Here is a 21,031-nt window from a genome sequence, read left to right on the forward strand (position 1 = left end):
CCTAAGTCTCGAGTAGGCGGAGGGAATCGCCCGCGCCGACACCCAGTCGGCGCGACTCCTCCTCGGTCAATACGATGACATCGTCGGCGTTGGGGCCACGCCCCACCCAGCCGGCACGGAAGTCCAGCATCGAGGTGCTGGAGGCGAGCCAGCCGGGGCGCGCGTCGCTCTCGGCATTCGCTACCACTTCCACCTGGCAGAGCCGCGAGGTGCGCACCGCGCGCACGTCGTCGATATAGGCCTCGACGGTGGGGCCACCATCGAAGATGTCGATAAAGCCTTCCCAGCGCAGCCCTTCCTTCTTGAGCATCTCCAGGGCCGGGCGGGTGTGCTCGTGGACCTGGCCGATGCACTCCCGGGCCTCCTCGCTGAGGAAGGTCGTGTAGATGGGGAACTTGGGCATCAGCTCGCCGATAAAGCTCTTCTGCCCCAGGCCGGTGAGGCGGTCCGCCTCGTTGAAGTCCATGGGGAAGAAGTGGCTGCCCAGGCACTGCCAGAAGGGGCTGACGCCATTCTCGTCGAAGCGCCCGCGCATCTCCGCCAGCACCTTGTCCGGGAAGCGGTCGCGGAACTGCGCCATGAACAGCCAGCGCGCCTTGGAGAGCAGGGTGCCGTTGCGGTCCTTGCGGTATTCGGGACGCAGGTAGAGCGAGCAGACCTCGGCGTCGCCGGTGTGATCGGAGCTCAGGAAGAGCGTATCGATGGTGCGGTGCAGGTCGAGCTGCACCGAGGAGTGGGCCAGGGTCCCCAGGCGGTAGTTGTAGAAGGGGGCGTCGTGGCCGACCTGGCCGACCACCGCGCAGCAGCCGGCCAGCTCGCCGCTCGCCTCGTCCTCGAGGACGAAGAAGTAGAGGCGGTCGTCGACCGGGGTGCGCTCCTCGAAGGCGCTGGCGGCGGCCTCGATCTTGCCGGCCAGGAAGTCGCGGTTGTCGGGCAGCGAGGTGAAGCCGACCCCGGTCTGCTGGGCCAGGGCCTGGAGACCGTCCAGGTCATCACGGGCGATGGGACGAATACGCATCACAGCTCTCCCTCGTCATAGACGTCATCCACGGCGGGCAGGGCCAGGGGGGCCGCCAGCACCGCGCGACCTTCCTCCACGCCGAGCACCTCGGCGTGCTCCGGCGACAGCATCAGCTGGCCGGTGGGCGAGAGCGCATAGCGGGCCACCACGCAGCGGAACTCGCCCAGCTTCTGGTTGGCGATCATCGCCGGCTCGGCGTCCGGCAGGCTGGCCGCCGGACGCACCCGCACCGGGTGCCAGGCGGCGCGGCGGAAGGTCTCCAGGCGCTCGCGTTCGCCCTTGATCACCGGGCCGGCATCGAAGATGTCCACATGACGGGAGCGCACGAAGCCCTCCGCCAGCATCTCCTGCATGGGCGTCTCGTGGACCGGGTGCTCGCGACCGATGGCGGCCCGCGCCTGGGGCGTGAGCAGCGGCAGGTAGAGCGGGAACTGGGGCATCACCTCGGCGATGAAGCTCTTCGAGCGCACCCCGGCGATATGGTTGATGTCCTGGTAGCCGCGGGCGAAGAAGTGATTGCCCACGCTGTTCCAGAACGGCGACTCGCCCTCGGCGTCCAGGAAGCCGGGGAAGGCCACCGCCAGGATCTCGGCGAAGCGCTCCGGGTACTGGGCGATAAACATCAGTCGCGCGCGGCGCAGCAGGCTCTCTGCGCTGGTGCCCTTGTAGCGCTCGTCCAGGGAGAGGGCGCACAGCAGGGTCGCCTCGGAGACCTCGTGGGAGAGCGACAGGGTCTGCACCTCGCGGCGCACATTGAGCTGCTGGGAGGCGTGGATCAGCGTCTCCTGGCGGTAGGTGTAGTAGGCCTCGTTGGCCCCCGCCTGGGCGCGGATGGTGGCGGTACCCACCACCTCGTCGCGCTCGCGATCCTCGATCACGAAGGTGTAGTGCTCGTCACCCGGGAAATCGACCTCACGGCCGAAGGCGCGTTGCGAGCGGGTGATGCGCTCCTCCAGCCGGTCGCGATGGGCCGGCAGGTTGGTCAGCCGCGGCGTGGCGGAGCCCGCCAGCCGCTCCAGGGCCGGCAGGTCCGCCGGCCGCACGGGGCGTACGACCAGCATGGCGAGTCCTCCAGGGGACAGGGGTTGGCTCTCGGGCATGGGTGACCTCATCCCTGGGCGACGAGGCGGTCGATGGCGCGCTCGAGGCGAGCCATGCCCTCGCGGATATCCGCCTCGGGAATCACCAGGGAGGGCGCCATGCGCAGTACATTGGGGCCGGCGATCAGGGCCATCACGCCCTCCTCGATGGCCAGCGGCAGGATGTCCTTGGCGCGACCTTCCCAGGCGTCGGCCATCTGGGCGCCGATCAGCAGGCCCATGCCGCGTACCTCCTTGAAGAGGCCGTGCTTGCGATTGATCGCCTCGAGCAGCTCGCGGAACAGGGCGTGGCGCTCCTCGACGCCACCCAGCACCTCGGGGGTGTCGATGGTTTCCACCGCGGCCAGGGCCACGGCGGAGGCCAGGGCGTTACCGCCGTAGGTGGAACCGTGGGTGCCGATGGCCAGGGACGGCGCCACCTTGTCGGTGGTCAGCATGGCGCCCACCGGGAAGCCGCCGCCCAGGGACTTGGCGGTGGTCAGGATGTCCGGGGTGACGCCATAGTTCATGTAGGCGTAGAGCTTGCCGGTACGACCGACGCCGGTCTGCACCTCGTCGAAGATCAGCAGGGCGTCGTTGGCATCACACAGATCGCGCAGGCCCTGGAGGAACTCCGGGGTGGCCGGCACGATGCCGCCCTCGCCCTGCATCGGCTCGACCATGATGGCGCAGGTGTCGTCGCCGACCAGCGCGCGGACGCTCTCCAGGTCGTTGAACTCGGCATGCAGGATGCCGCCGGGCACCGGCCCGAAGCCCTGGGAGTACTTGGGCTGGCCGCCGACGCTGACGGTGAAGAAGGTGCGGCCGTGGAAGGACTGGCGGAAGGAGATGATCTTGTCCTTGTGGGCGCCATGGGTGTCATGGGCCCAGCGACGGGCCAGCTTCAGGGCCGCCTCGTTGGCCTCGCCGCCGGAGGAGCAGAAGTAGGCCTTGTCGGCGAAGGTGCGCTCCACCAGGGACTTGGCCAGGGCCAGGGCCGGCTCGTTGGTGTAGACGTTGGAGAGATGCCAGAGCTTGTCGGCCTGGGCCTTGAGGGCCTCGACCAGCACCGGATGGCAGTGACCCAGGGCGTTGACGGAGATCCCGCCGGCGAAGTCGATGTACTCGCGGTCCTGCTGGTCCCACAGGCGGCTGCCCTCGCCACGCACCGGAATCACCTGCTGGGGGGCGTAGTTGGGCACCATGTACTGGTCGAAGTCGCTGCGAGTCGGGGTATAGCTCATGGTCTTCTCCATCCTGTGGGAATGCTCGATCATGGGAGTATAGGGACGCCGGCCCAAGGAAGCTTTCATCGATGGGACGGCGAATTATCAAAAGCGGTTAGGGTGACGAGGACTGCGATGTTCGATGCCACGACCTGGAATCGCCTGCGCTACGGCCTCTATGCGCCGATCTATGACGCCGTGGCCGAGCGCGCCTTCCGGCGGCCACGCCAACAGGCCCTGGCCCAGCTGGCGTGGCCGCCCCGGGCCCGGGTACTGCTGGTGGGGGCCGGTACCGGCCTCGACCTGCCCTGGCTGCCGGAGGACGCCGAGGTGCATGCCACCGACCTGTCACCGGCCATGGTACGACGAATCGCCCGCCGCGCCGAGGCGCTGGGCCGGGAAGTGCACTGTCGGGTGATGGATGCCGCCGACCTGGACTACCCGGACCGGCACTTCGACGTGGTGGTAATGCACCTGATCCTGGCGGTGATGCCGGCCCCCGAACGGGGCCTGGCCGAGGCCCACCGGGTATTGCGCGACTCGGGGAAGCTCGCGGTGATGGACAAGTTCCAGGCCGACGAGCGGCCCGCCGGCCTGGGGCGGCGCGCCCTCAACCTGGTAACCCGCGCCATCGCCACCGATATCACCCGCCAGGCCCGGCCGCTGCTGGAAGGCGCCGGCTTCGTGATCGAGGCCGACCGGCCGGTACTGATGGGTTCGCTGTTTCGCGCCCTGCGGGCCCGTAAGGCCACTCCCCCGGCGCGGGCTCACGACGAGAGTTAAGCGGTCAGGCGCTCCTCCCGGGGCGTGATGCCGAAATGATTGCGGTAGGCCGTAGAGAAGTGAGCGCCGGAGGAGAAGCCGGTCTGCAGGGCGATCTCGCCTACCGCCTGATCGCTCTCCCGCAGCAGCTTGCGGGCCTGCTGCAGGCGCAGGTTGAGGTAGTAGCGGCTGGGCACCGCCTGCAGGTACTTCTTGAACAATCGCTCCAGCTGGCGCCGGGAGATGCCCAGGTGCTCGGCCAGCTCGTGGGTGGTGAGGGGCTCCTCGATATTGGCCTCCATCAGGGTCACCGCATCGATCAGGCTCTGGGGGGCGTGGCCCAGCCGCGAGCGCAGCGGCACATGCTGGGGCTCGTCGGCCATGCGGATGCGCTCCAGCACGAAGTGCTCGGAGACCGCCTCGGCCAGGGGCTGGCCGTGCTGCATGCCGATCAGGGTCATCATCATGTCCATGCCGGCGGTGCCGCCGCCGCAGGTGAGGCGGTCCCGGTCGATCTCGAACAGCTGATGGGAGAGCCGCACCCGGGGATAGTCCCGGGCGAAGGCGTCGAAGCGCTGCCAGGGCAGGGTCGCCCGGTAGCCGTCCAGCACCCCGGCCCGGGCCAGCACCTCGGCGCCGCCGGCGATGCCGCCCAGCACCACCCCGCCCCGCGCCAGCCGCCGCAGCCACTCGTCCAGGGACGGCGCCAGGCTCCCCGTCAGGGGCGAGGGGGCACAGACCAGCAGCAGGTCCGGGGCCGCGTCCAGCTCGTCGATGCGCTCGCCGGGCAGCAGCGCCACCTCGGCGACACTGCCCACCTCCCGGCCGTCCAGGCCCAGGCTGTGCAACTCGTAGAGGCGCCGCCCGGCGAGCTGGTTGGCCACCACCAGGGGCTCCAGGGCACAGGCCTGGGCCAGCAGCGAGAAACCCGGCAGCATCACCGCCCCCACGCGGCGGGGGTGTCCGAGGTTGGCGCTGGAAAAGGGGGCATCGTGCATGAGCAGACTCCGATCGCGGAACCCACCATCTTACCCCATCGTTCGGGAGGGAAAAGCGCCGGGGCGGGCCGAGAGAAAAAGCCGTCCCAGAAGCACAAAGGCCGCCCCGGGGGGCGGCCTGCGATGGCGATCAGCGACCGAAGAGGAAGAAGCCCACCGCGATGATACCCACCAGGATGGCGATCAGCAGGACCCGGTGCACGCCATGGGCCGACTCCCGGGCCTCGGGTTGATCCTCGTCGGGTTCGGGATTGCTGAAATCCTCCGGCTGCCTGACTTCCTTGAGGTGTTGACGTTCCTCTTCCGGGGTCTTGCTTTCACGAGTATCCATCGCGAGCCTCCGCGCCAGTTGCACTTGCCGACCGGCGCCGAGGCACCGATCAGACGCTGATCACATCGAATTCCGCCACCGGATCGACGTCGGCATCGTAGTCCACGTCGTCGCGCTCGAAGCCGAAGAGCTTCAGGAATTCATGCTTATACCCAGCATAGTCGGTAATCTCGAAGAGATTCTCGGTGGTGACCTTGGGCCAGAGGTCCTTGCAGGCCTGCTGGACGTCGTCGCGCAGCTCCCAGTCGTCGAGGCGCAGGCGGCCCGCCTCGTCGGTGGCCATGTCGCCGCCCTGCCCCGCATAGAGGCGCTCGCCGAACAGCCGGTTGAGCTGATCGATGGTGCCCTCGTGGAGGCCCTGGGCCTTCATCACCCGGTAGACCATGGCGATATACAGCGGCATCACCGGGATGGCGGCGCTGGCCTGGGTGACCACCGACTTGAGCACCGCCACATTGGCGCCGCCACCGGAGGCCGCCAGGCGACGGTCGATCTCACCGGCGGCGCGATCCAGGTCTTCCTTGGCCTTGCCCAGCGCCCCGTGCCAGTAGATCGGCCAGGTGATCTCGGTGCCGATATAGCTGAAGGCCACGCTGCGGGCCCCCGGGGCCAGCACGCCGGCCTTGTCCAGGGCATCGATCCACAGCTCCCAGTCCTCGCCGCCCATCACGGTGATGGTGTCCTCGATCTCCTCCTGGGTGGCGGGCTCCACCTCGGCCTCGATGATGGCGTCCTTGTTGGTGTCGATGGCGGTGGCGCGGTAGGTCTCGCCGATCGGCTTGAGGCTGGAGCGCTTGAGCTCGCCGCTGTCGGGCAGCTTGCGCACCGGCGAGGCCAGGGAGTAGACCACCAGGTCGACCTGGCCGAGGTCTTCCTTGATCAGCTCGATGGCCTTGGCCCGCACCTCATGGGAGAAGGCGTCGCCATTGATCGCCTTGCTGTAGAGGCCCTCGGCCTTGGCGAACTTGTCGAAGGCGGCGGAGTTGTACCAGCCGGCGGTGCCGGGCTTCTTCTCGGTGCCGGACTTCTCGAAGAACACCCCCAGGGTGTCGGCGCCATAGCCGAAGGCCGCGGTGATGCGCGCCGCCAGGCCGTAGCCGCTGGAGGCGCCGATCACCAGCACCTTCTTGGGACCGGCGGCCTTATCGAGGCCCCGGGCACGAGTCGCCTCGATCTGCTCGAGCACGTTCTGCTCGCAGCCGACGGGATGGGTGGTGGTGCAGATAAAACCGCGAACCTTGGGTTTGATGATCACGACTGACCTCGACTTCTTGCTGTTCGATCCTTCGCGGCCGCCTGCCGGCCACGCCGAGTAATGCGGCCATTCTACCGACTCGCCGCCGGGCTGTCCGCCCTTGAGCAGGGCGGCCATATCAACGAAGATGCCGGCAAGGCGCCCGACGGGCGCACTACGTAAAGGTAGTCAGGATGGATATCGAGACACTGGTCGAGGAGCGCCGCGACCTCTGGTTGGTGCTGGCCCCGCTCTGGCTCGATCGCGAGCCCGGCGAGCGGGACTATGCCCGCATGGTGGCGGCGGTCCGGCGCAGCGGCCTCACCCTCAGGCAGTTGGAGTGGGTCTTCCGCCTGGAACTGGCCCCGGTGCTGTCGCGGCACCAGATGTCGGTGGCCGGAGAGTGGCGAGCCTTCGACGAGACGCGGCTGCTGCGTCAGCTGGTGGCCCACAATCGCCGCCTGCGCGGCTGGCGACGCCAGTGCTGGGCACTCTTCTCGGGGCTGACCACCATGATGACCCGCCACCGCTGGCAGGAGCTGATGATGCGGGTGCAGTTGGCCGAGGACGAGGCGTCGCCGGACGCCGAGCGGGCCGACTAGCCGGCCTTGAAGGGACTCTCCAGGGCCCGCTCCAGGGCGGGGCGCATCACCCGTTGGCCGTCCCGGGGCGCGAAGCGTGCCAGTACCCGGCCATCGCGGCCCACCAGGAACTTGGTGAAGTTCCACTTGATCAGGGTACTGCCCAGCACCCCCGGCGCCTGGCGGCGTAGCTCGAGAAACAGCGGATGGGCCGCGGCGCCATTGACCTTGACCTTCTCCATCAGCGGGAAGGTGACCCGGTACTCCCGGCCACAGAAGGCACAGAAATCGCGGGCCGACTCCGGCGACTGGCGGGCGAACTGGTTGCAGGGAAAGCCCAGCACCATAAAGCCCTGGTCGCGATAGCCCCGATAGAGAGCCTCCAGCTCCTCGAGCTGGGGCGTGAAGCCGCAGCGACTGGCCACATTGGTGATCAACAGCACCTGTCCGCGCAGGGCGCGCAGGTTGAAGGGTTCGCCGAGGTGGGTATGGCAATCGATATCGTAGAGCGACATGCCGAAGGCCCGCAGTTCAAGAGATTCAAAGATGCCATGACGCCGCGGGGGATGCCACCCTTGCCGTGGCCCTCGCCCCACCACTCGAGCTAGTGGCGTGGCCACTGGTGTCTAATACGCCGACAGGCCCGGGCCAGCTGGTCGCGGCGCTGCTGGCGTTCCGCCTCGCTCAATCGCGCATAGGCCAGGCGCTCATAGGCCCGGGCCGCCTCGTCCAGGGGCGCCGGCGCCAGTCCCTGGGCGGCCACCCGGCGCAGATGGGCCGCCGGCGACTCGCCGGGCAAGGCCTCTTGCCCGTGGCGAGCCAGCCAGGCCTGCAGGCGGCGCATCAGCCAGGCCTCATGGCGCCGCGCTCGAAAGCGCGGCCAGCCCCGGCGTAGCGCCAGGACGAGGATCCCACTCAGCCCCACCAACAGCGCCAGCAGCAAGGGCCCACGAGCCCCCGAGGCCAACGCCTCCCAGGCTTCGCCCCACCATTGCTGGAGCCGGGCCAGCACCGCCTCCCGGCGTTGCTGCTGATAGCCCACCACGCCGCGCTGCCAGCGATACTCCAGGCGCTCCCACTCCAGGCGCGCCCGGTTGAGCCAGCTCACTTCCCGCAGCCGCAGCGGCGAGAAGGGCGCATTGGCCAGGTAGGCCTGGTCGGCGTCATTCACCGCCTGGGGTCCCTCCTCGATACGCTCCGGGGCGATGGCGGCGGTGGGATCGAGGCGCCGCCAGGCGCCGTCGAGCCACACCTCGGTCCAGGCGTGGGCGTCATGGTCACGCACCGTGTAATGGCCATCGGGATGGCGCTCGCCGCCCAGGAAGCCCACCACGATGCGCGTCGGGATGCCCACCACCCGGGCCATCACCGCGGTGGCGGAGGCGTAGTGGGTGCAGTAGCCGGCCCGGGACTCGAAGAGGAACTCGTCGACCCGATCGCGCCCGGTGAGCCGCGGCGGGGCCAGGGTATAGCGGAAGGGCGCCTCGCCGAAACGTGCCATCAGCGCCGCCAGATAGGCCTGGGGGTCACCGCCCGCCGCTTGCCACAGGCGCCGGGCCAGCGCCCGGCTGCGCGGGTTGGTGCCCTCGGGGAGCCAGGTGTACCAGGCCGGCCCCGCGGGGTCGGCATGGGCCGGGGCCTCGCCGCTGCTGGCCAGGCGCAGCAGGCTGCGGCCGGCCAGGGGCTCCAGCCCCTCCAGGGTGCCATCGGTGAGGTAGCGCTGGCGTACATCGCTGGCCAGGGGGGCGCCCAGGGAGGGACGCCAGGGGCGGCTGTCGGCCTCCAGCAGCAGCTCGGCGCGGAAGCGCGTCGGCGCCCCGTCGGCGAAGGGCGAGCGGGTGGCCGGCACCGCCAGGCGCTCCTCCGCCCGACCCAGGGCCCGGGCCAGCTCCACCGGGGTCAGCCGCGACCAGCGCTCGCCGTCGAAGCGCGACAGGGTATAGACCCGCCAGTAGCGCTCGTCGGGGCGCGGCTCGCGGCCCTCGAAGCGCGCCCGGAAGGCCCGGGCATCGCTGCGCGACAGCTCGGCGATATCGCCGGGGGCGATCTCCTCGGTGAGGCCGGTGGCGGCGCGCTCCGTCTGCGGCATGCTCCATAGCGGCCCCAGCCGCGGGAAGCCCAGGAAGAGCACCACCATCAGCGGCAGCGACAGCCCCGCCAGCCACAGGGTCTCGCGCCAGCGGCTCGCGGGCTGGGCGGCCCCGGCCAGCCCCACCAGGGACTGCAGCAGCCAGACCGCCGCCAGCAGGGCGCCGATCGTCATCAGCACGCCCTGGTCATGGAGGAAGGCTACCGTCATGGCCACGAAGCCGATGCAGATCACCACCCGGGCATCGCGGCGATTGTGGGTCTCCAGCAACTTGAGCAGATAGATGCCCAGCAGCACGCCGATCAGGCCATCCATGCCATGCAGGCTGCCGAACTCCACCCACAGCGCCGCCAGCACGCCGACCACCGCGGTCAGCCGCAGCAGGATACTGGCCCGGGGCACCCGGTCGCGCAGTTGCAGATAGCGCCAGGCGGCGGCGGCCAGGGCCACCCCCAGCAGCCAGGGAGGCATCCAGGCCAGGTGCAAGGCCACCACCAGGCACTGACCGATAAACAGCTGGCGCAGCATGGCCGCCGACAGCGAGCGCCCATCCGCCAGCACCACCGGGGCCGCGCTCATGGGGGCACCTCCGGGGTCTTCCCCCACAGGGCCAGGGCACGCAGGGCGCGACGGCGCTGGGCATCGCCGCCGTCCGGGGCCAGGGTCACCCCGGGCAGGCGCAGGCCATAGGCGTCGCCGGCGCGGTGATGGGCCAGCACCCGGGCGCACAACCAGGCCAGCCGACGCTCGGGGTCCCCCGGCGCCTCGTCGAAATCGAGCCACAGCACCCGCCGCGGCGGCCGGCTGAACTGCTTGGTGGCCAGCATGCCGGTGCGGCTCCACTGTTTCCAGGCCAGCCGGGAGGGATTATCGCCGGGCACATAGCGGCGCAGTCCGCTGAAGTCGCGCTCCTCCTGCCCTTCCCCGTCGTCCCGGGTGGTGCGGGATGCCTCGTCCAGGGGCGCCGGATAGACCAGCAGCGGGTCGCCGGGAGCCACCCAGGCCAGCACCCGCACCAGCCCCAGGGGCCAGTCGCTGTGCAGGCGCAGCAGCGGCAGGGGCTGCCAACCGCGGCGCGCCGCCGACAGGGTCAGCTGGGCCTGGCCCTCGCCGTGCTCGATCACGCAGGTCACCGGGTCGCCTCCCAGGCGCAGTTGGATGCCCTGGCGGGCCCGGGGCGCCTGGAGATGCACCCCCAGGCGCGCCTCGCCGCCGGCGAAGACCTCCGGGGGCGGGCGCAGGGTGACGCGGATGCCATGCAGGTTGCGCCAGCCCCGCCACAGCGCCACCAGGGCGATGGCGAAGAGCCAGAAGGCCAGGCCATAGGCGAGGTTGTTCCGATAGTTGATGCCGAACAGCAACAGCACCAGCACCAGGGTGGCCCAGCCCAGGCCGAAGGCGGTGGGCAGCAGGAAGAGGCGGCGCTGGTGCAGCGGCTGCCCCTGGGGGGTGGCCAGGCGGCGTCGCCAGCGCTGCCGCCAGGAGGCCCGGGACGCCATGCCCAGCCTCATGGCTAGCCCAGCACCGGTACCGCGGTGAGCAGTTGCCAGGCCAGGCCCTCGCCCTCCTCCCGGCGCGCCTCGCTGAAGCGGTGGCCCACCACCGGCACCCAGACCGCCTGGACATCCTCCGGCAGCACATGATCGCGCCCCTCCAGCAGGGCCCAGCCCCGGGCCGCATGCAGCAGGGCAAGCACGCCCCGGGTGGAGAGCCCCCAGGGCAGTTCGGCGTGCTCGCGGCTGGCCTTGGCCAGGGCCTGCACATAGTCGAGCAGGCTGTCGGAGGCATGCACCTCGGCGACCCGCGCCTGCCAGCCGCGCAGGGTCTCGGCGTCGAGCAGGACGGCGAGCTCATGGAGACGCCCCCGCCCCGCCTCGCCCTTGAGGATCTCGCGCTCCGCCCTGGCATCGGGGTAGCCCAGGGAGAGGCGCATCAGGAAGCGATCCAGCTGCGACTCCGGTAGCGGGAAGGTCCCCGACTGCTCCTGGGGATTCTGGGTGGCGATGACGAAGAAGGGATCGGGCAGGGCGCGGGTCTCGCCCTCGATGGTCACCTGCCCCTCCTCCATGGCCTCGAGGAGGGCGCTCTGGGTCTTGGGGGTGGCGCGGTTGATCTCGTCGGCCAGCACCAGGCCGTGGAAGATGGGGCCGGGATGGAAGCGGAAGCTGGCATCCCGGGGATCGAACACCGAGACCCCTAGCACGTCCGCCGGCAGCAGGTCGCTGGTAAACTGGATGCGCTGCATCTCCAGGCCGGTGACCCGGGCCAGGGCCTGGGCCAGGGTGGTCTTGCCCAGCCCCGGCAGGTCCTCGATCAGCAGGTGGCCCCGGCATAGCAGGCAACACAGCGCCAGGCGCACCTCCCGGGGCTTGCCGCGCACCACCCGAGCCAGGGCCTCGGCCACCCGGGCCAGGCGCGCCTCGCTCAACGGCGGCGGCAAGGGGCGATTCATGCCGGCGACTCCAGCAGGTCACGGCGCCGCAGCACCTCGATGGCACGGCGGGTGTCCGGGGTCACCGAGTCCAGGGCCAGGGCCTCGTCCAGGGGCAGCCAGAAGGCCTCCGCCACCTCCTCCGCCTGGAGCCTCAGGGGGCCGTCGTAATGCACCAGGAAGAGGCTGCCGAAGATATGGTGGCCGCCCTCCACATAGCGGAAGCCGCCACAGGGCCGCAGCGGCACGCCGCGGATCCCCAGCTCCTCGGCGAGCTCGCGGCGGGCCGCCACATGCTCCGCCTCGCCGGCGCCCACCACACCCCCGGCGGCCAGGTCCAGGTGACCGGGGAAGACCTCCTTGATCAGGGTACGGCGCTGCACACAGAGCTCGCCGCGCCCATTGAGTACCACCACATAGGTGGCCCGATGCCAGAAGCGAAAGCGCCGCATCTGCGCCCGGGGAGCACTGCCACAGGGGCGGTTGCGGGCATCCACCAACTGGATGGACTCATCGGCGATCACCGGCTCGGGCAGGGCCAGGGTCGAAGCAATATCGGCGGTCATCGGACTCTCCTGTGGATCTCCCCTCAGCCTACTCAGTCCCCGTCCATAGGGCCAGAAAGAGCGGGAGTCGAAGCAGGCCAGCGGCCGAGACTCTTGCCCAGGGGCTATCTTAGGGGCAAGCCCATCGCTTCAGGAGTGCCTCGATGCGCGATTTTTCCCCCCGCGAGACCCTGGCCAGCCATACGGTCGAGAATCAGCCGCCGCCGGATGACGACCGGGACACCGTCGCCGACGACCTGCCGCTGCGCGAGGCCCTGAGTCACGAGGCCCCGGCCTGGGTCGCCGAGCGCCTGGCGCCGCTCGGCCAGGCGGTGGGCAGCCGCGAGGTGCAGGCCTGGGGCGAGGCGGCCAATCGCCACCCGCCGGAGCTGCGCCTGTTCGACCGTTATGGGCGGCGCCTGGACGAGGTGCGCTATCACCCCGCCTATCATCGACTGATGGAGCTGGCCTGCCGTGGCGGCTGGCACGCCGTGGCCTGGCGGGAAGAGGGCCGTGGCGGCCACCAGGCCCATGTGGCGGCCCTCTATCTGCTGACCCAGGCGGAGCCGGGCTTCTGCTGCCCGATCACCATGACCCATGCCGCCCTGCCCGCCCTTCGCCACGCCCCCGAGGTGCTCGCCGAGTGGCAGCCCAAGCTGCTGGCTGACGATTACGACGGCCGCGCCCTGCCCCTGGCGGACAAGGCCGCCGCCACCCTGGGCATGGCCATGACCGAGAAGCAGGGCGGCAGCGACGTGCGCGCCAACACCACCCGAGCCGAGCGCGACGGCGACAGCTACCGCCTCACCGGCCACAAGTGGTTCTGCAGCGCTCCCATGTCCGACGGTTTCCTGACCCTGGCCCAGCAGAGCGAGGGCCTGAGCTGCTTCCTGGTGCCCCGCTTCACCCCGGACGGCGCACGCAACGCCATCGAACTGCAGCGCCTCAAGGAGAAGTGCGGCAACCGCGCCAATGCCTCGGCGGAGATCGAGTACCGGGGCGCCTGGGCCCTGCCGGTGGGCGCCCCGGGCCGGGGCATCGCCACCATCCTCGAGATGGTCCAGCAGACCCGCCTCGACGCCGCCGCCGCCCCGGTGGGCATGATGCGCCAGGCCCTGGTGTGTGCCTGGCGGCATGCCTGCGGTCGCCACGCCTTCGGCAAGCGCCTGGCGGAGCAGCCGCTGATGCGCGGGGTGATCGCCGACCTGGCCCTGGAGGTGGAGGCCGGGGTGGCGCTTAGCCTGCGCGCCGCCCGGGCCTTCGACGCCGCCGCCGGCGACGCCGAGGAGGCGGCCCTGGCGCGGCTGCTGCCGACCCTGGCCAAGTACTGGCATAACCGCCGCGGCCCCGGCTTCATGGCCGAGGCCATGGAGTGCCTGGGCGGCATCGGCTATGTGGAGGAGTCGCCCCTGGCCAGGCTCTATCGGGAGGCGCCGGTGAACTCGATCTGGGAGGGCTCCGGCAACGTGATCTGCCTGGACCTGCTGCGGGTGGTACGGCGCCAGCCCCGGAGCCTGGAGGCGCTGCTCGCCCTGCTGGCCAAGGCCCGGGGTCGCCAGGGCGACTATGATCGCGCCCTCGAAGAGATTCACCGCCTGCTGGCCGGCCCCGCCGAGGCGCTGGAGCCGCGGGCCCGCTGGCTGACCCAGCGCCTGGCCCAGGTCACCCAGGCGGCGCTGCTGCTCGATCGAGTCCCGACGGCGGTGGCCGAGGGCTTCTGCCGCAGCCGCCTGGGGGAGGCCAGCCCCGCCTATGGCTGCCTGCCCGCCGACCTGGCCCTGACGCCGATCCTCGATCGACTGCCCGCCCCCTGAGTGCGACAAAGCGTCGCCTTGGTTACGCTGGGGCCGCGACTAAGCTTATTCGTCTCTCATACGACAAGGATGCATCATGCCCGCGCTTTCCCTTCGCCTCGGCCTCGCCGCCGGCCTGGCCGTCGCCGCCCTGGCCGCCCTGCCCCCTTCCGCCCTGGCCCACGAGGCCCATCACGAGGACCTGCGTATCGCCCATCCCTTCGCCACGCCCACGCCACCGGGGGCGCCCAATGGCGCCGCCTACCTGGATATCGGCGTCGGGGGCGAGCAGCCGGCGCGACTGATCGGCGCCAGCAGCCCGGTAAGCGAGGTGGTGGAGCTCCATGACATGACCCTGGAGGAGCAACGCATGGTGATGCGCCAACGGGAGGCTTTCGAGATCGCCCCCGGCGAGACCTTGACCATGCGTCCCGGCGGCGGCAAGCACCTGATGCTGATCAACCTGAACGCCCCCCTGGCGGTAGGCCAGCGCTTCCCGCTGACCCTGGAGTTCGCCGAGCGCGATAGCGTCGAGGTGGAAGTCTGGGTGGAAGAGGCCGCCGCAGGCAGCGAGGCGGCAGATGCCCACCACCACTGAGTCGTGACGCCCTCAGCCTGCGCGGCGGGTCAGCAGCCCCGCCAGGGCCTCTGCCGGCATGGGTGGGGCCAGGGCATAGCCCTGGGCATGGGTGCAGCCATAGCGGGCCAGGGCCTCCAGGGTGGCGAGGGATTCCACGCCCTCCGCCACCACCCGGATCCCCAGGCGCCGCCCCAGCAGGGCCACCGCCTCGACGATGGCGGCGTCCAGGGGCTCCTCCTGGAGGTGGCTGACGAAGCTGCGATCCAGCTTCAGCTCGCTGACCGGCAGCATCTGTAGCCGGGCCAGGGAGGAGAAGCCCACCCCGAAGTCATCGATGGCCAGCTCCAGGCCGTGCAGGTGCAGCCGTGCCGCCACCTCGCCGCCCAGCAATTCGTCGTCCATGGCCGCGGTCTCGGTGACCTCCAGCACCAGGGGCGGCGCCTTGGCCAGGCCGGCGCGCAGCTCCTCCATCAGCAGCAGCAGTTCCTCGCTCATCAGTTCCTCGGGGGTCACGTTCACCGAGATGCTGTCGAGCCCCTGCAGGGTCGGCCAGCGCACCACGTCCGCCATCACGCCCGTCAGCATGCAGCGGGTCAGGCGACGATACTGCTCGAGCGTCATGGCCCCCAGGAACTGGCCCGGCACCAGGATGCCCCGCCGCGGATGCCGCCAGCGCACCAAGGCCTCGACGCCGCTGATGCGCTGCCCGGCCAGCTCCAGTTGGGGCTGGTAGTAGACGAGGAACTCGCCCTCGATCAGGGCCCGCTCGATCTCCTCCACGGTACGTGCCAGTGGCACCGCCGGGGCCTGCCAGGGCTCCCGGGGCAAGGGATGCAGGCCATCGAGGCGCTGGCGCAGCTCCGCCAGGCGAAAGGCCTTGGGCAGGGAGTCGAGCATCAGCAGCCCCAGGGTGCGACCGACCCGCTCGGCGATGCGTACCACCTTGCGCTCGACCCCGCTGAGCAGCAGCACGGCGCCGACATAGCCGAGCCGGGCCAGGTCGCGCAGCACGGCGATGCTGTCGATGCGCCCCGGCTCCAGCGCCAGCACCACCAGTTGCGGACGACGCCGCTCCAGCTCCTCCAGCAGGCGCTGACGACTCTGATAGTAGCGGGCATGAATGCCCAAGGTATGCAACTGCAGGGAGAGCGAGGCGGCCACGTCCTCGTCGCTGTCCAGTACCGCCGCCTCGTTGGAATGCGTCGACGTCATGCCGTTCTCTCCCGGGATAGGCTGGCCATATCAGGCTAAGCCTAACAGGGGCGGGCCGGGGCGCCAGGCGGGCCGTCAACGCAGGATGGCGCTAGAGCGGCCCCCAGACCACGCGTATCGCCAGGCCCAGCAGCAACACCCCGGTGATGCGATGGATCCAGTGGGCCCGGGCCTGCAACCAGGGCAACACCCGACCATGGGAGAGCCCCACCGCCACCAGGGCATACCAGCCGCCGTCGATGATCATGGCAGTGGCGACGATCAGCGCCTTGGCGGCCACCGACATCTCGGGACTCACGAACTGGCTCAGCAGGGCCACGAAGAAGAGGATCAGCTTGGGGTTGCCCAGGGCCACCAGCAGCCCCTCCCGGGCCGCCTGGCGCGGTGTCGTTGCCACGCCCTCGGCGGCCAGGGCCGCGCCGCGGCCGGCGCGCAGTGCCTTGAGGCCCAGCCAGGCCAGGTAGGCCGCCCCCAGCCAGGTGATGGCCTGGAACAGCGCCGGCTGGCGGGCCACCAGGGTGCCCAGACCCCAGACGGTCAGCAGCGCATAGAGCCCCACTCCCAGGGCATGGCTGACGGCCGCGGTCACCCCGGGAGCACGACCGCCGCCCAGGGTATGGCGCAGTACCAGGGCCAGGCTGGGCCCCGGCGATACCGCCCCCATGGCACAGACCGCCGCCAGTGATAACCACAGTGATAATGGCATCCCGCCTCTCCTCCCTTGGCTTATTGACGTGAACGTAACTTTTTCAGCCTACCAAGGCCAGGACCGGAACGCTCGGCGGGCTCAGCGATGGAACTGCCCTTCCCGCTCCGGCTGCCAGAAGATGGCATCGATGCGCAGCTTGATCTCGCTGCCGTCCGGCAGCGGCCAGTCGATGATATCGCCGATGCGCAGGCCCAGCAGGGCCGCGCCGATGGGCGCCATCACCGAGAGCCCATCCTCGGTGGCGGCCAGGGCATGGGGATAGACCAGGGTACGGATCATCTGGCGGTCGCGGATCAGGTCGGTGAACTGCACCTGGCTGTTCATGCTGACCACATCCTCGGGGATGTCCTCCGGGTCGATGACCTCGCCCCGGGTCAGCTCTTCCTCCAGGGACTCCGCCACCGGCAGGTCCTTGTCGCTGGCGGCATCGATCAGCCGCTGCAGGCGCTCGGCATCGAGACGGTTGATGATAATAGCGGGACGTGACGACATGGTGCCTCCTACAGGCCGATCAACGCTCTATGGACGAAAGACCGACCGTCCAACGAAAACAGTCCTCCGCCCGCAAGCGGGCGAAGGACTGTGAATTCACCGCATCATAAGCCTTAACGGCGGGCTTGGACAGCCCCACGAAGGCCGCAGGACAAGGCGCCTACACTGTTCGGCAACGCCGCCGAAGCCACCAGGGGAAGGACAATGAAATATCTCTTCGAGGTACGAATCCGCGACGGTTATCGGGCCGAGGACTATGCCGAGGCCTGGGTCCGCGCCAGCCAGCGCATCCAGCGGGCCCCGGGCGCTCGGGGTACCGAGCTGCATCGCAAGATCGACGACCCGCGCACCCTGATCGCCATCGCCCACTGGGACAGCAAGGCCAGCCGCGACGCCATGGAGGCGCGACAGGACCCGGTGGTCAAGGAGATCATTCGCGCCGCCGCGCCCTACTGCGAGATCCACCTGATCGGCGAATTCGAAGAGCCTGAGTGGGTGGTGATGCCGCCCGAGAAGACGCCATGATCATGAGACACGAAGCGGCCCCCGCCCCCTTGGCCGACGCGATCGAGTACGCACCGAAAGTCGGTTGACGCCTTGTTGACACATTAGGGAGAGCTAAGAGAACCAAGCCAGGAAGGAACCACTAAGCGCTTGATTTTATGGTACCGGTGGTCGGACTCGAACCGACAAGGGCTTGCACCCGGCGGATTTTGAATCCGTTTTTCGACAACATCAGGCCGCGCTTGCTACGGGCTTTTGTCGATAAATCAACAGATTGAAATTTTACACTGGTTACACACAACACGGGGATTCTCTATGATCTGCGACCAAACTGCGACCACATCGAAACATCCTACGCAGCAGACGGTTGGCTGCTGCGTAGGCAGCAGTGCTTGATCGTTGGTATCTCCCGAGGTGCTAGTGGGATCTGCTGTCGGCCCGAGCACCCTTCAATAGTGTTGTGCTTGGAGCTTGAGACCGCCGTACCACGAACCAATGGAGCCACGACAGATGCATCCTGTCACAAGTTGTCATATTGGCAATCGGAACTCAGGTATTTCATAACCCGGACTCAGGAACTTCGGCCTTAAAATTCTCTCTGATATCTAAAAACCATGACATTTTTTATACTTCAAGCCTGAGCCACATGGGCACCGCTCGTTTCGTCCGACTTTCTTAACAGCCATATTCTGACGAAACCCTTCTACAGTTTTCGGCTGATTCGACGGAAATTTTCGCTGCGGAGGGGGGCCGTATCGCTTGATCTCACCAATTAGCTGTCGCTGCCGCCGAAGCTCCTCTTGGCCAACCAGATTAAGACCCGCCTCGTAGGGCGCGAGACGCATCATTTCAGCCTCAGCTCTCTGGATATCACCGCAGTAAGCAAGGATGACGGCATATTGGGAGCGGGTGGGTATGATGTAGTCGGCCAGCTTCAGAACCTGTAGATTAGGTAGAAGGTTGGTCTCTATTACTTCCCGAGCTCCCATAAAATCATGATGGGCTACGAATTCATCTACGAGATCTTGCCCAACACGGAAAACCGACTCAAGCGAATTAGCCATGCTGTAAAATTTCATGGCATGAATACGGGCAAGACCCGGCATCTTTTTCTGAGCTGTCCTTACCTTTGCGTAAAGGTCCAGTGTGTCGGCGAGGTGCTTTAGATTGTCGTCGAGGTCATGACTTTTCTTAAGCAACGGACGCAGCTCAGGCGGATTACGCCCCATCACAATTTGCGGAGTGAGGCCGAGCAAGTCATAGTACTCTTCAATTAGCGCGTAGGCTTCACGCTCGACAAATTCATATTCACCCAAAAAGAACATGGTGGCTGCCGCGTTGTACCGGAAAATCCGTTTATGAGCCGGGGTGTTTTTTAGCCTACCCGAAACGATCTTCATTAACCTCTTAGCGCCACCAACGTCCCCTTCCAGTGCCAAGACAGTCATTTCTTTCATACCAACGGCTAGCTGCGCTTCGTCGCCAAGACCATGTTCTTCCACAAGCTGATTCATCAAGGCAATATGGTCTGCCGTGCCCTCTTCTTTTCCTATCCGCATGTTGTTAAAAACGATGCCATCGAGCGCCCAAAATCGTTCATCCGGATTAAGCTCTTTCGAGGCTGACGCCCTAAAAAGGTAAGGCTCGATGACCGGCCAAATGCCCATCTCATGGAACGCTTCATCCCTACCAAGCTCAACCAAGGTCTTGGTATCACCGATCTCGGCTAGCATCCGGATGTACAGCACGAGCTTTTTATATTCCCAGTCTGTCTTCAATGACTGGGAGAGCATTGCTGTCAAAGCATGACGAGCGGCACTAGCGGCCTTCTCACCCATCTCGACCAGTCGAGCACGTCCGATCAACCTAATCGCATCGTGGACCTTCGTCTTGTCGCCCCCGAACATCTCTATCACGCCCGTGGTTCTCATGCGTCTAAGGTGCACAGCGAGCTTAGACTCCTCTAACTTCAGAGCTTCCCTGATGAACGCCGCCACCTCTTTGCGGCCAAGGGGGATGTCGCTGAGGCTGAGCACGGCTAGAACCTCGGCCGTAGTCACGGGCAGCGCGTCGATAACACGGGCAAGGATCAGTTCCTGAGCGGTTTCAACAGAATGAGCCTGAGCCGCTAGGTCGCGGCAAAGGTCAGCTAGCGAACCGCCATGCTCGGAAACTGCAATCGTTACGGCATTCTGAACATAAAGCGGCAGGCCACCGGTCTGCTCCAGCAGCGACTGACACGTCGCCGCGTCAGCTCGGCAACCATGGGTGGCGGCCTCGGCCGCAACAGAGTCTGATGACCAGCCGTTTAGAGCTTCGCCCTTAATCCGTAGCCGAGCCATTAGTTCCTGACTGTTCGGTCCCGGCTGACCCAGCATAACGACGCGAAATCCGGACGCTGCCCGCACAAGGGCCTCTACGTCAGCGGGCGGCGGCTCATGTATGTTATCGAGCACCACGGTGAGAGGCTGGCTTGACTCAATCGAGTCCCGGCTCAGGTATTGGAGGATTTCAATCCCCGAGGCACCAGGCAACAATACGTGGCCCAGGCCGCCCCCTTCTTTTCGACGTCGAGCGGCCAGTTCGCGGGCTAGTCCGGCTGAGAGGCCGCCGCCAGGCACATCTCGGACATCGAAATAGGCAACTTCCCCGGCAGCGTGGACCGCAGCCTGAGCCGCCCAAGATGTTTTGCCGGCACCGGAATAGCCTGTAATTAGGCGTATCGGGGAATCATCTAGGAGATTGGGCTCGTCCTCCTGCGCCCGATAATCTGGCAGGGGAGCGGGGAAAGCCTGTAACTGAACCATGAGCTGCTCGAACAAGTCCGGCAGTTCATCGGCCCGGAAGGCGTGGTCCGTGCGGGGTTCCTGACCCGCGGCGGCCAGGGTCACCTGACCAGCGAGCTTCCAGACTAGAGTATCGGGTGTCAAGACCGCAAATGGGAGCCTGCCGGCGATCTCACGGCACGTGTCCGCCATCTCCTGCACATTGGTTTTCGGCATGGGTGTGGCAGGGTCAAGCATGTCCGCTCCTCCCGGCCACTCGATGCGAACATCCTTCGGCCACCCCCTGCTTTGCATGCGCTCAAGTAGAGACGGACTTGGCGGGGCGCTGCTAGCGATCACGAATTCCGCGTCGCCACTCCGTTTACCGGCAGCATGGGAAGCTCGATAATCTTCAAAGCGGCTGACTGCGCCCTTAATGTCGGACCACGCCAATACTCCGGCACGATGCTTTACCTGAATATAAACGCGCTTGGCAGGACGGAGTATTTCAAGATCCTCGTCGCCCTCTACTACGACCGCCGACACATCGGTTCCAACACTTAGAAGAAGGGTTCGGGTCACATAGAGATGCTGATAAAGAAAGCCTCTGTGAGTCGCCTCGATTCGGCTGAGCTGTGCAGGATCTATGACCGATGGTCGTACAGTGTCCATACATTAC

General features: G+C 67.6%; 20 protein-coding genes. 5 read left to right on the forward strand and 15 right to left on the reverse strand.

Translation table 11 applies throughout. The annotated features are described in order from the left end of the window. Nucleotide 1: 1 nt before the first annotated feature. Genes astA through NFU04_RS04080 form a run of 3 tightly spaced genes read right to left on the reverse strand, consistent with a single transcriptional unit; the run spans nt 2 to nt 3,344 of the window. Nucleotides 2-1,018 (reverse strand): arginine N-succinyltransferase, encoded by a 1,017-nt coding sequence (gene astA / locus NFU04_RS04070; RefSeq protein ID WP_251308226.1) that lies wholly within the window; start codon nt 1,016-1,018, stop codon nt 2-4. Further along, complete coding sequence (locus NFU04_RS04075) at nt 1,018-2,082, reverse strand: arginine N-succinyltransferase (protein ID WP_251308227.1); 1,065 nt, start codon at nt 2,080-2,082, stop codon at nt 1,018-1,020. Before NFU04_RS04075 ends, astA begins: the two co-directional genes overlap by 1 nt. Nucleotides 2,083-2,129: 47 nt before the next feature. Next, nucleotides 2,130-3,344, reverse strand: coding sequence for an aspartate aminotransferase family protein (locus tag NFU04_RS04080; protein WP_251308228.1), 1,215 nt, complete (start codon nt 3,342-3,344; stop codon nt 2,130-2,132). Between the two features lie 117 nt (nt 3,345-3,461). Here NFU04_RS04080 and NFU04_RS04085 point away from each other — a divergent pair, with 117 nt between their 5' ends. Further along, nucleotides 3,462-4,109 carry a class I SAM-dependent methyltransferase gene (locus NFU04_RS04085; RefSeq protein WP_251308229.1) on the forward strand — a complete coding sequence of 216 codons (648 nt, stop codon included), beginning with the start codon at nt 3,462-3,464 and terminating at the stop codon, nt 4,107-4,109. Here the strand turns inward: NFU04_RS04085 and NFU04_RS04090 are convergent. From NFU04_RS04090 to fabV, 3 genes are all read right to left on the reverse strand, one after another. Then, the gene (locus NFU04_RS04090) at nt 4,106-5,086 is read right to left on the reverse strand and encodes a GlxA family transcriptional regulator (RefSeq protein ID WP_251308230.1); all 981 of its coding nucleotides are present in this window, start codon (nt 5,084-5,086) and stop codon (nt 4,106-4,108) included. The genes NFU04_RS04085 and NFU04_RS04090 overlap by 4 nt on opposite strands. Nucleotides 5,087-5,216: 130 nt before the next feature. Further along, a complete protein-coding gene (locus NFU04_RS04095; RefSeq protein ID WP_251308231.1) occupies nt 5,217-5,417 on the reverse strand; it encodes a hypothetical protein in 201 nt (66 codons plus the stop codon). Between the two features lie 49 nt (nt 5,418-5,466). After that, the gene (gene fabV, locus NFU04_RS04100) at nt 5,467-6,672 is read right to left on the reverse strand and encodes an enoyl-ACP reductase FabV (RefSeq protein ID WP_251308232.1); all 1,206 of its coding nucleotides are present in this window, start codon (nt 6,670-6,672) and stop codon (nt 5,467-5,469) included. A gap of 173 nt (nt 6,673-6,845) precedes the next feature. On the opposite strand from fabV, the gene NFU04_RS04105 reads away from it, so the two are divergent. Further along, nucleotides 6,846-7,253, forward strand: coding sequence for a DUF7079 family protein (locus NFU04_RS04105; protein ID WP_251308233.1), 408 nt, complete (start codon nt 6,846-6,848; stop codon nt 7,251-7,253). Here NFU04_RS04105 and NFU04_RS04110 read toward each other — a convergent pair. The 5 genes from NFU04_RS04110 to NFU04_RS04130 form a co-directional block, all read right to left on the reverse strand. Then, on the reverse strand, nt 7,250-7,747 hold the full coding sequence (locus tag NFU04_RS04110; protein ID WP_251308234.1) for a glutathione peroxidase: 498 nt from the start codon (nt 7,745-7,747) through the stop codon (nt 7,250-7,252). The genes NFU04_RS04105 and NFU04_RS04110 overlap by 4 nt on opposite strands. Before the next feature lie 89 nt (nt 7,748-7,836). Further along, nucleotides 7,837-9,900: a transglutaminase TgpA family protein gene (locus NFU04_RS04115; protein ID WP_251308235.1), complete on the reverse strand. Its 2,064-nt coding sequence runs from the start codon at nt 9,898-9,900 to the stop codon at nt 7,837-7,839. Further along, nucleotides 9,897-10,820: a DUF58 domain-containing protein gene (locus tag NFU04_RS04120; protein ID WP_251308236.1), complete on the reverse strand. Its 924-nt coding sequence runs from the start codon at nt 10,818-10,820 to the stop codon at nt 9,897-9,899. The genes NFU04_RS04115 and NFU04_RS04120 overlap by 4 nt, the downstream gene beginning before the upstream one ends. Nucleotides 10,821-10,834: 14 nt before the next feature. Beyond that, entirely contained in the window at nt 10,835-11,773 is a 939-nt protein-coding gene (locus NFU04_RS04125; protein WP_251308237.1) for an AAA family ATPase, read from the reverse strand. Beyond that, on the reverse strand, nt 11,770-12,318 hold the full coding sequence (locus NFU04_RS04130) for an NUDIX hydrolase (RefSeq protein WP_251308238.1): 549 nt from the start codon (nt 12,316-12,318) through the stop codon (nt 11,770-11,772). The genes NFU04_RS04125 and NFU04_RS04130 overlap by 4 nt, the downstream gene beginning before the upstream one ends. A 143-nt stretch (nt 12,319-12,461) precedes the next feature. Here NFU04_RS04130 and NFU04_RS04135 point away from each other — a divergent pair, with 143 nt between their 5' ends. Beyond that, nucleotides 12,462-14,111: an acyl-CoA dehydrogenase family protein gene (locus NFU04_RS04135; RefSeq protein ID WP_251308239.1), complete on the forward strand. Its 1,650-nt coding sequence runs from the start codon at nt 12,462-12,464 to the stop codon at nt 14,109-14,111. 76 nt (nt 14,112-14,187) lie between these two features. Continuing rightward, nucleotides 14,188-14,688, forward strand: a complete 501-nt coding sequence (locus tag NFU04_RS04140; protein ID WP_251308240.1) for a copper chaperone PCu(A)C — start codon at nt 14,188-14,190, stop codon at nt 14,686-14,688. Between the two features lie 12 nt (nt 14,689-14,700). On the opposite strand, the gene NFU04_RS04145 is transcribed toward NFU04_RS04140, so the two are convergent. The 3 genes from NFU04_RS04145 to rnk all read right to left on the reverse strand — a co-directional run bounded on the left by NFU04_RS04145 (nt 14,701) and on the right by rnk (nt 17,083). Beyond that, a complete protein-coding gene (locus NFU04_RS04145; RefSeq protein ID WP_251308241.1) occupies nt 14,701-15,882 on the reverse strand; it encodes an EAL domain-containing response regulator in 1,182 nt (393 codons plus the stop codon). A 91-nt stretch (nt 15,883-15,973) separates the two neighbouring features. Further along, the gene (locus NFU04_RS04150) at nt 15,974-16,588 is read right to left on the reverse strand and encodes a LysE family translocator (RefSeq protein ID WP_251308242.1); all 615 of its coding nucleotides are present in this window, start codon (nt 16,586-16,588) and stop codon (nt 15,974-15,976) included. 81 nt (nt 16,589-16,669) lie between these two features. Next, nucleotides 16,670-17,083 carry a nucleoside diphosphate kinase regulator gene (rnk, locus tag NFU04_RS04155; RefSeq protein WP_251308243.1) on the reverse strand — a complete coding sequence of 138 codons (414 nt, stop codon included), beginning with the start codon at nt 17,081-17,083 and terminating at the stop codon, nt 16,670-16,672. Nucleotides 17,084-17,287: 204 nt separating this feature from the next. Between rnk and NFU04_RS04160 the strand changes: the two genes are divergently transcribed. After that, on the forward strand, nt 17,288-17,608 hold the full coding sequence (locus tag NFU04_RS04160) for an antibiotic biosynthesis monooxygenase family protein (protein ID WP_251308244.1): 321 nt from the start codon (nt 17,288-17,290) through the stop codon (nt 17,606-17,608). A gap of 584 nt (nt 17,609-18,192) precedes the next feature. Here the strand turns inward: NFU04_RS04160 and NFU04_RS04165 are convergent. Continuing rightward, the gene (locus NFU04_RS04165; RefSeq protein WP_251308245.1) at nt 18,193-21,024 is read right to left on the reverse strand and encodes an SEC-C metal-binding domain-containing protein; all 2,832 of its coding nucleotides are present in this window, start codon (nt 21,022-21,024) and stop codon (nt 18,193-18,195) included. Between the last annotated feature and the right edge of the window lie 7 nt (nt 21,025-21,031).

It is taken from the genome of Halomonas sp. NCCP-2165 (assembly GCF_023708045.1).
In the GTDB taxonomy this organism is placed as follows: Bacteria; Pseudomonadota; Gammaproteobacteria; order Pseudomonadales; family Halomonadaceae; genus Bisbaumannia; species Bisbaumannia pacifica.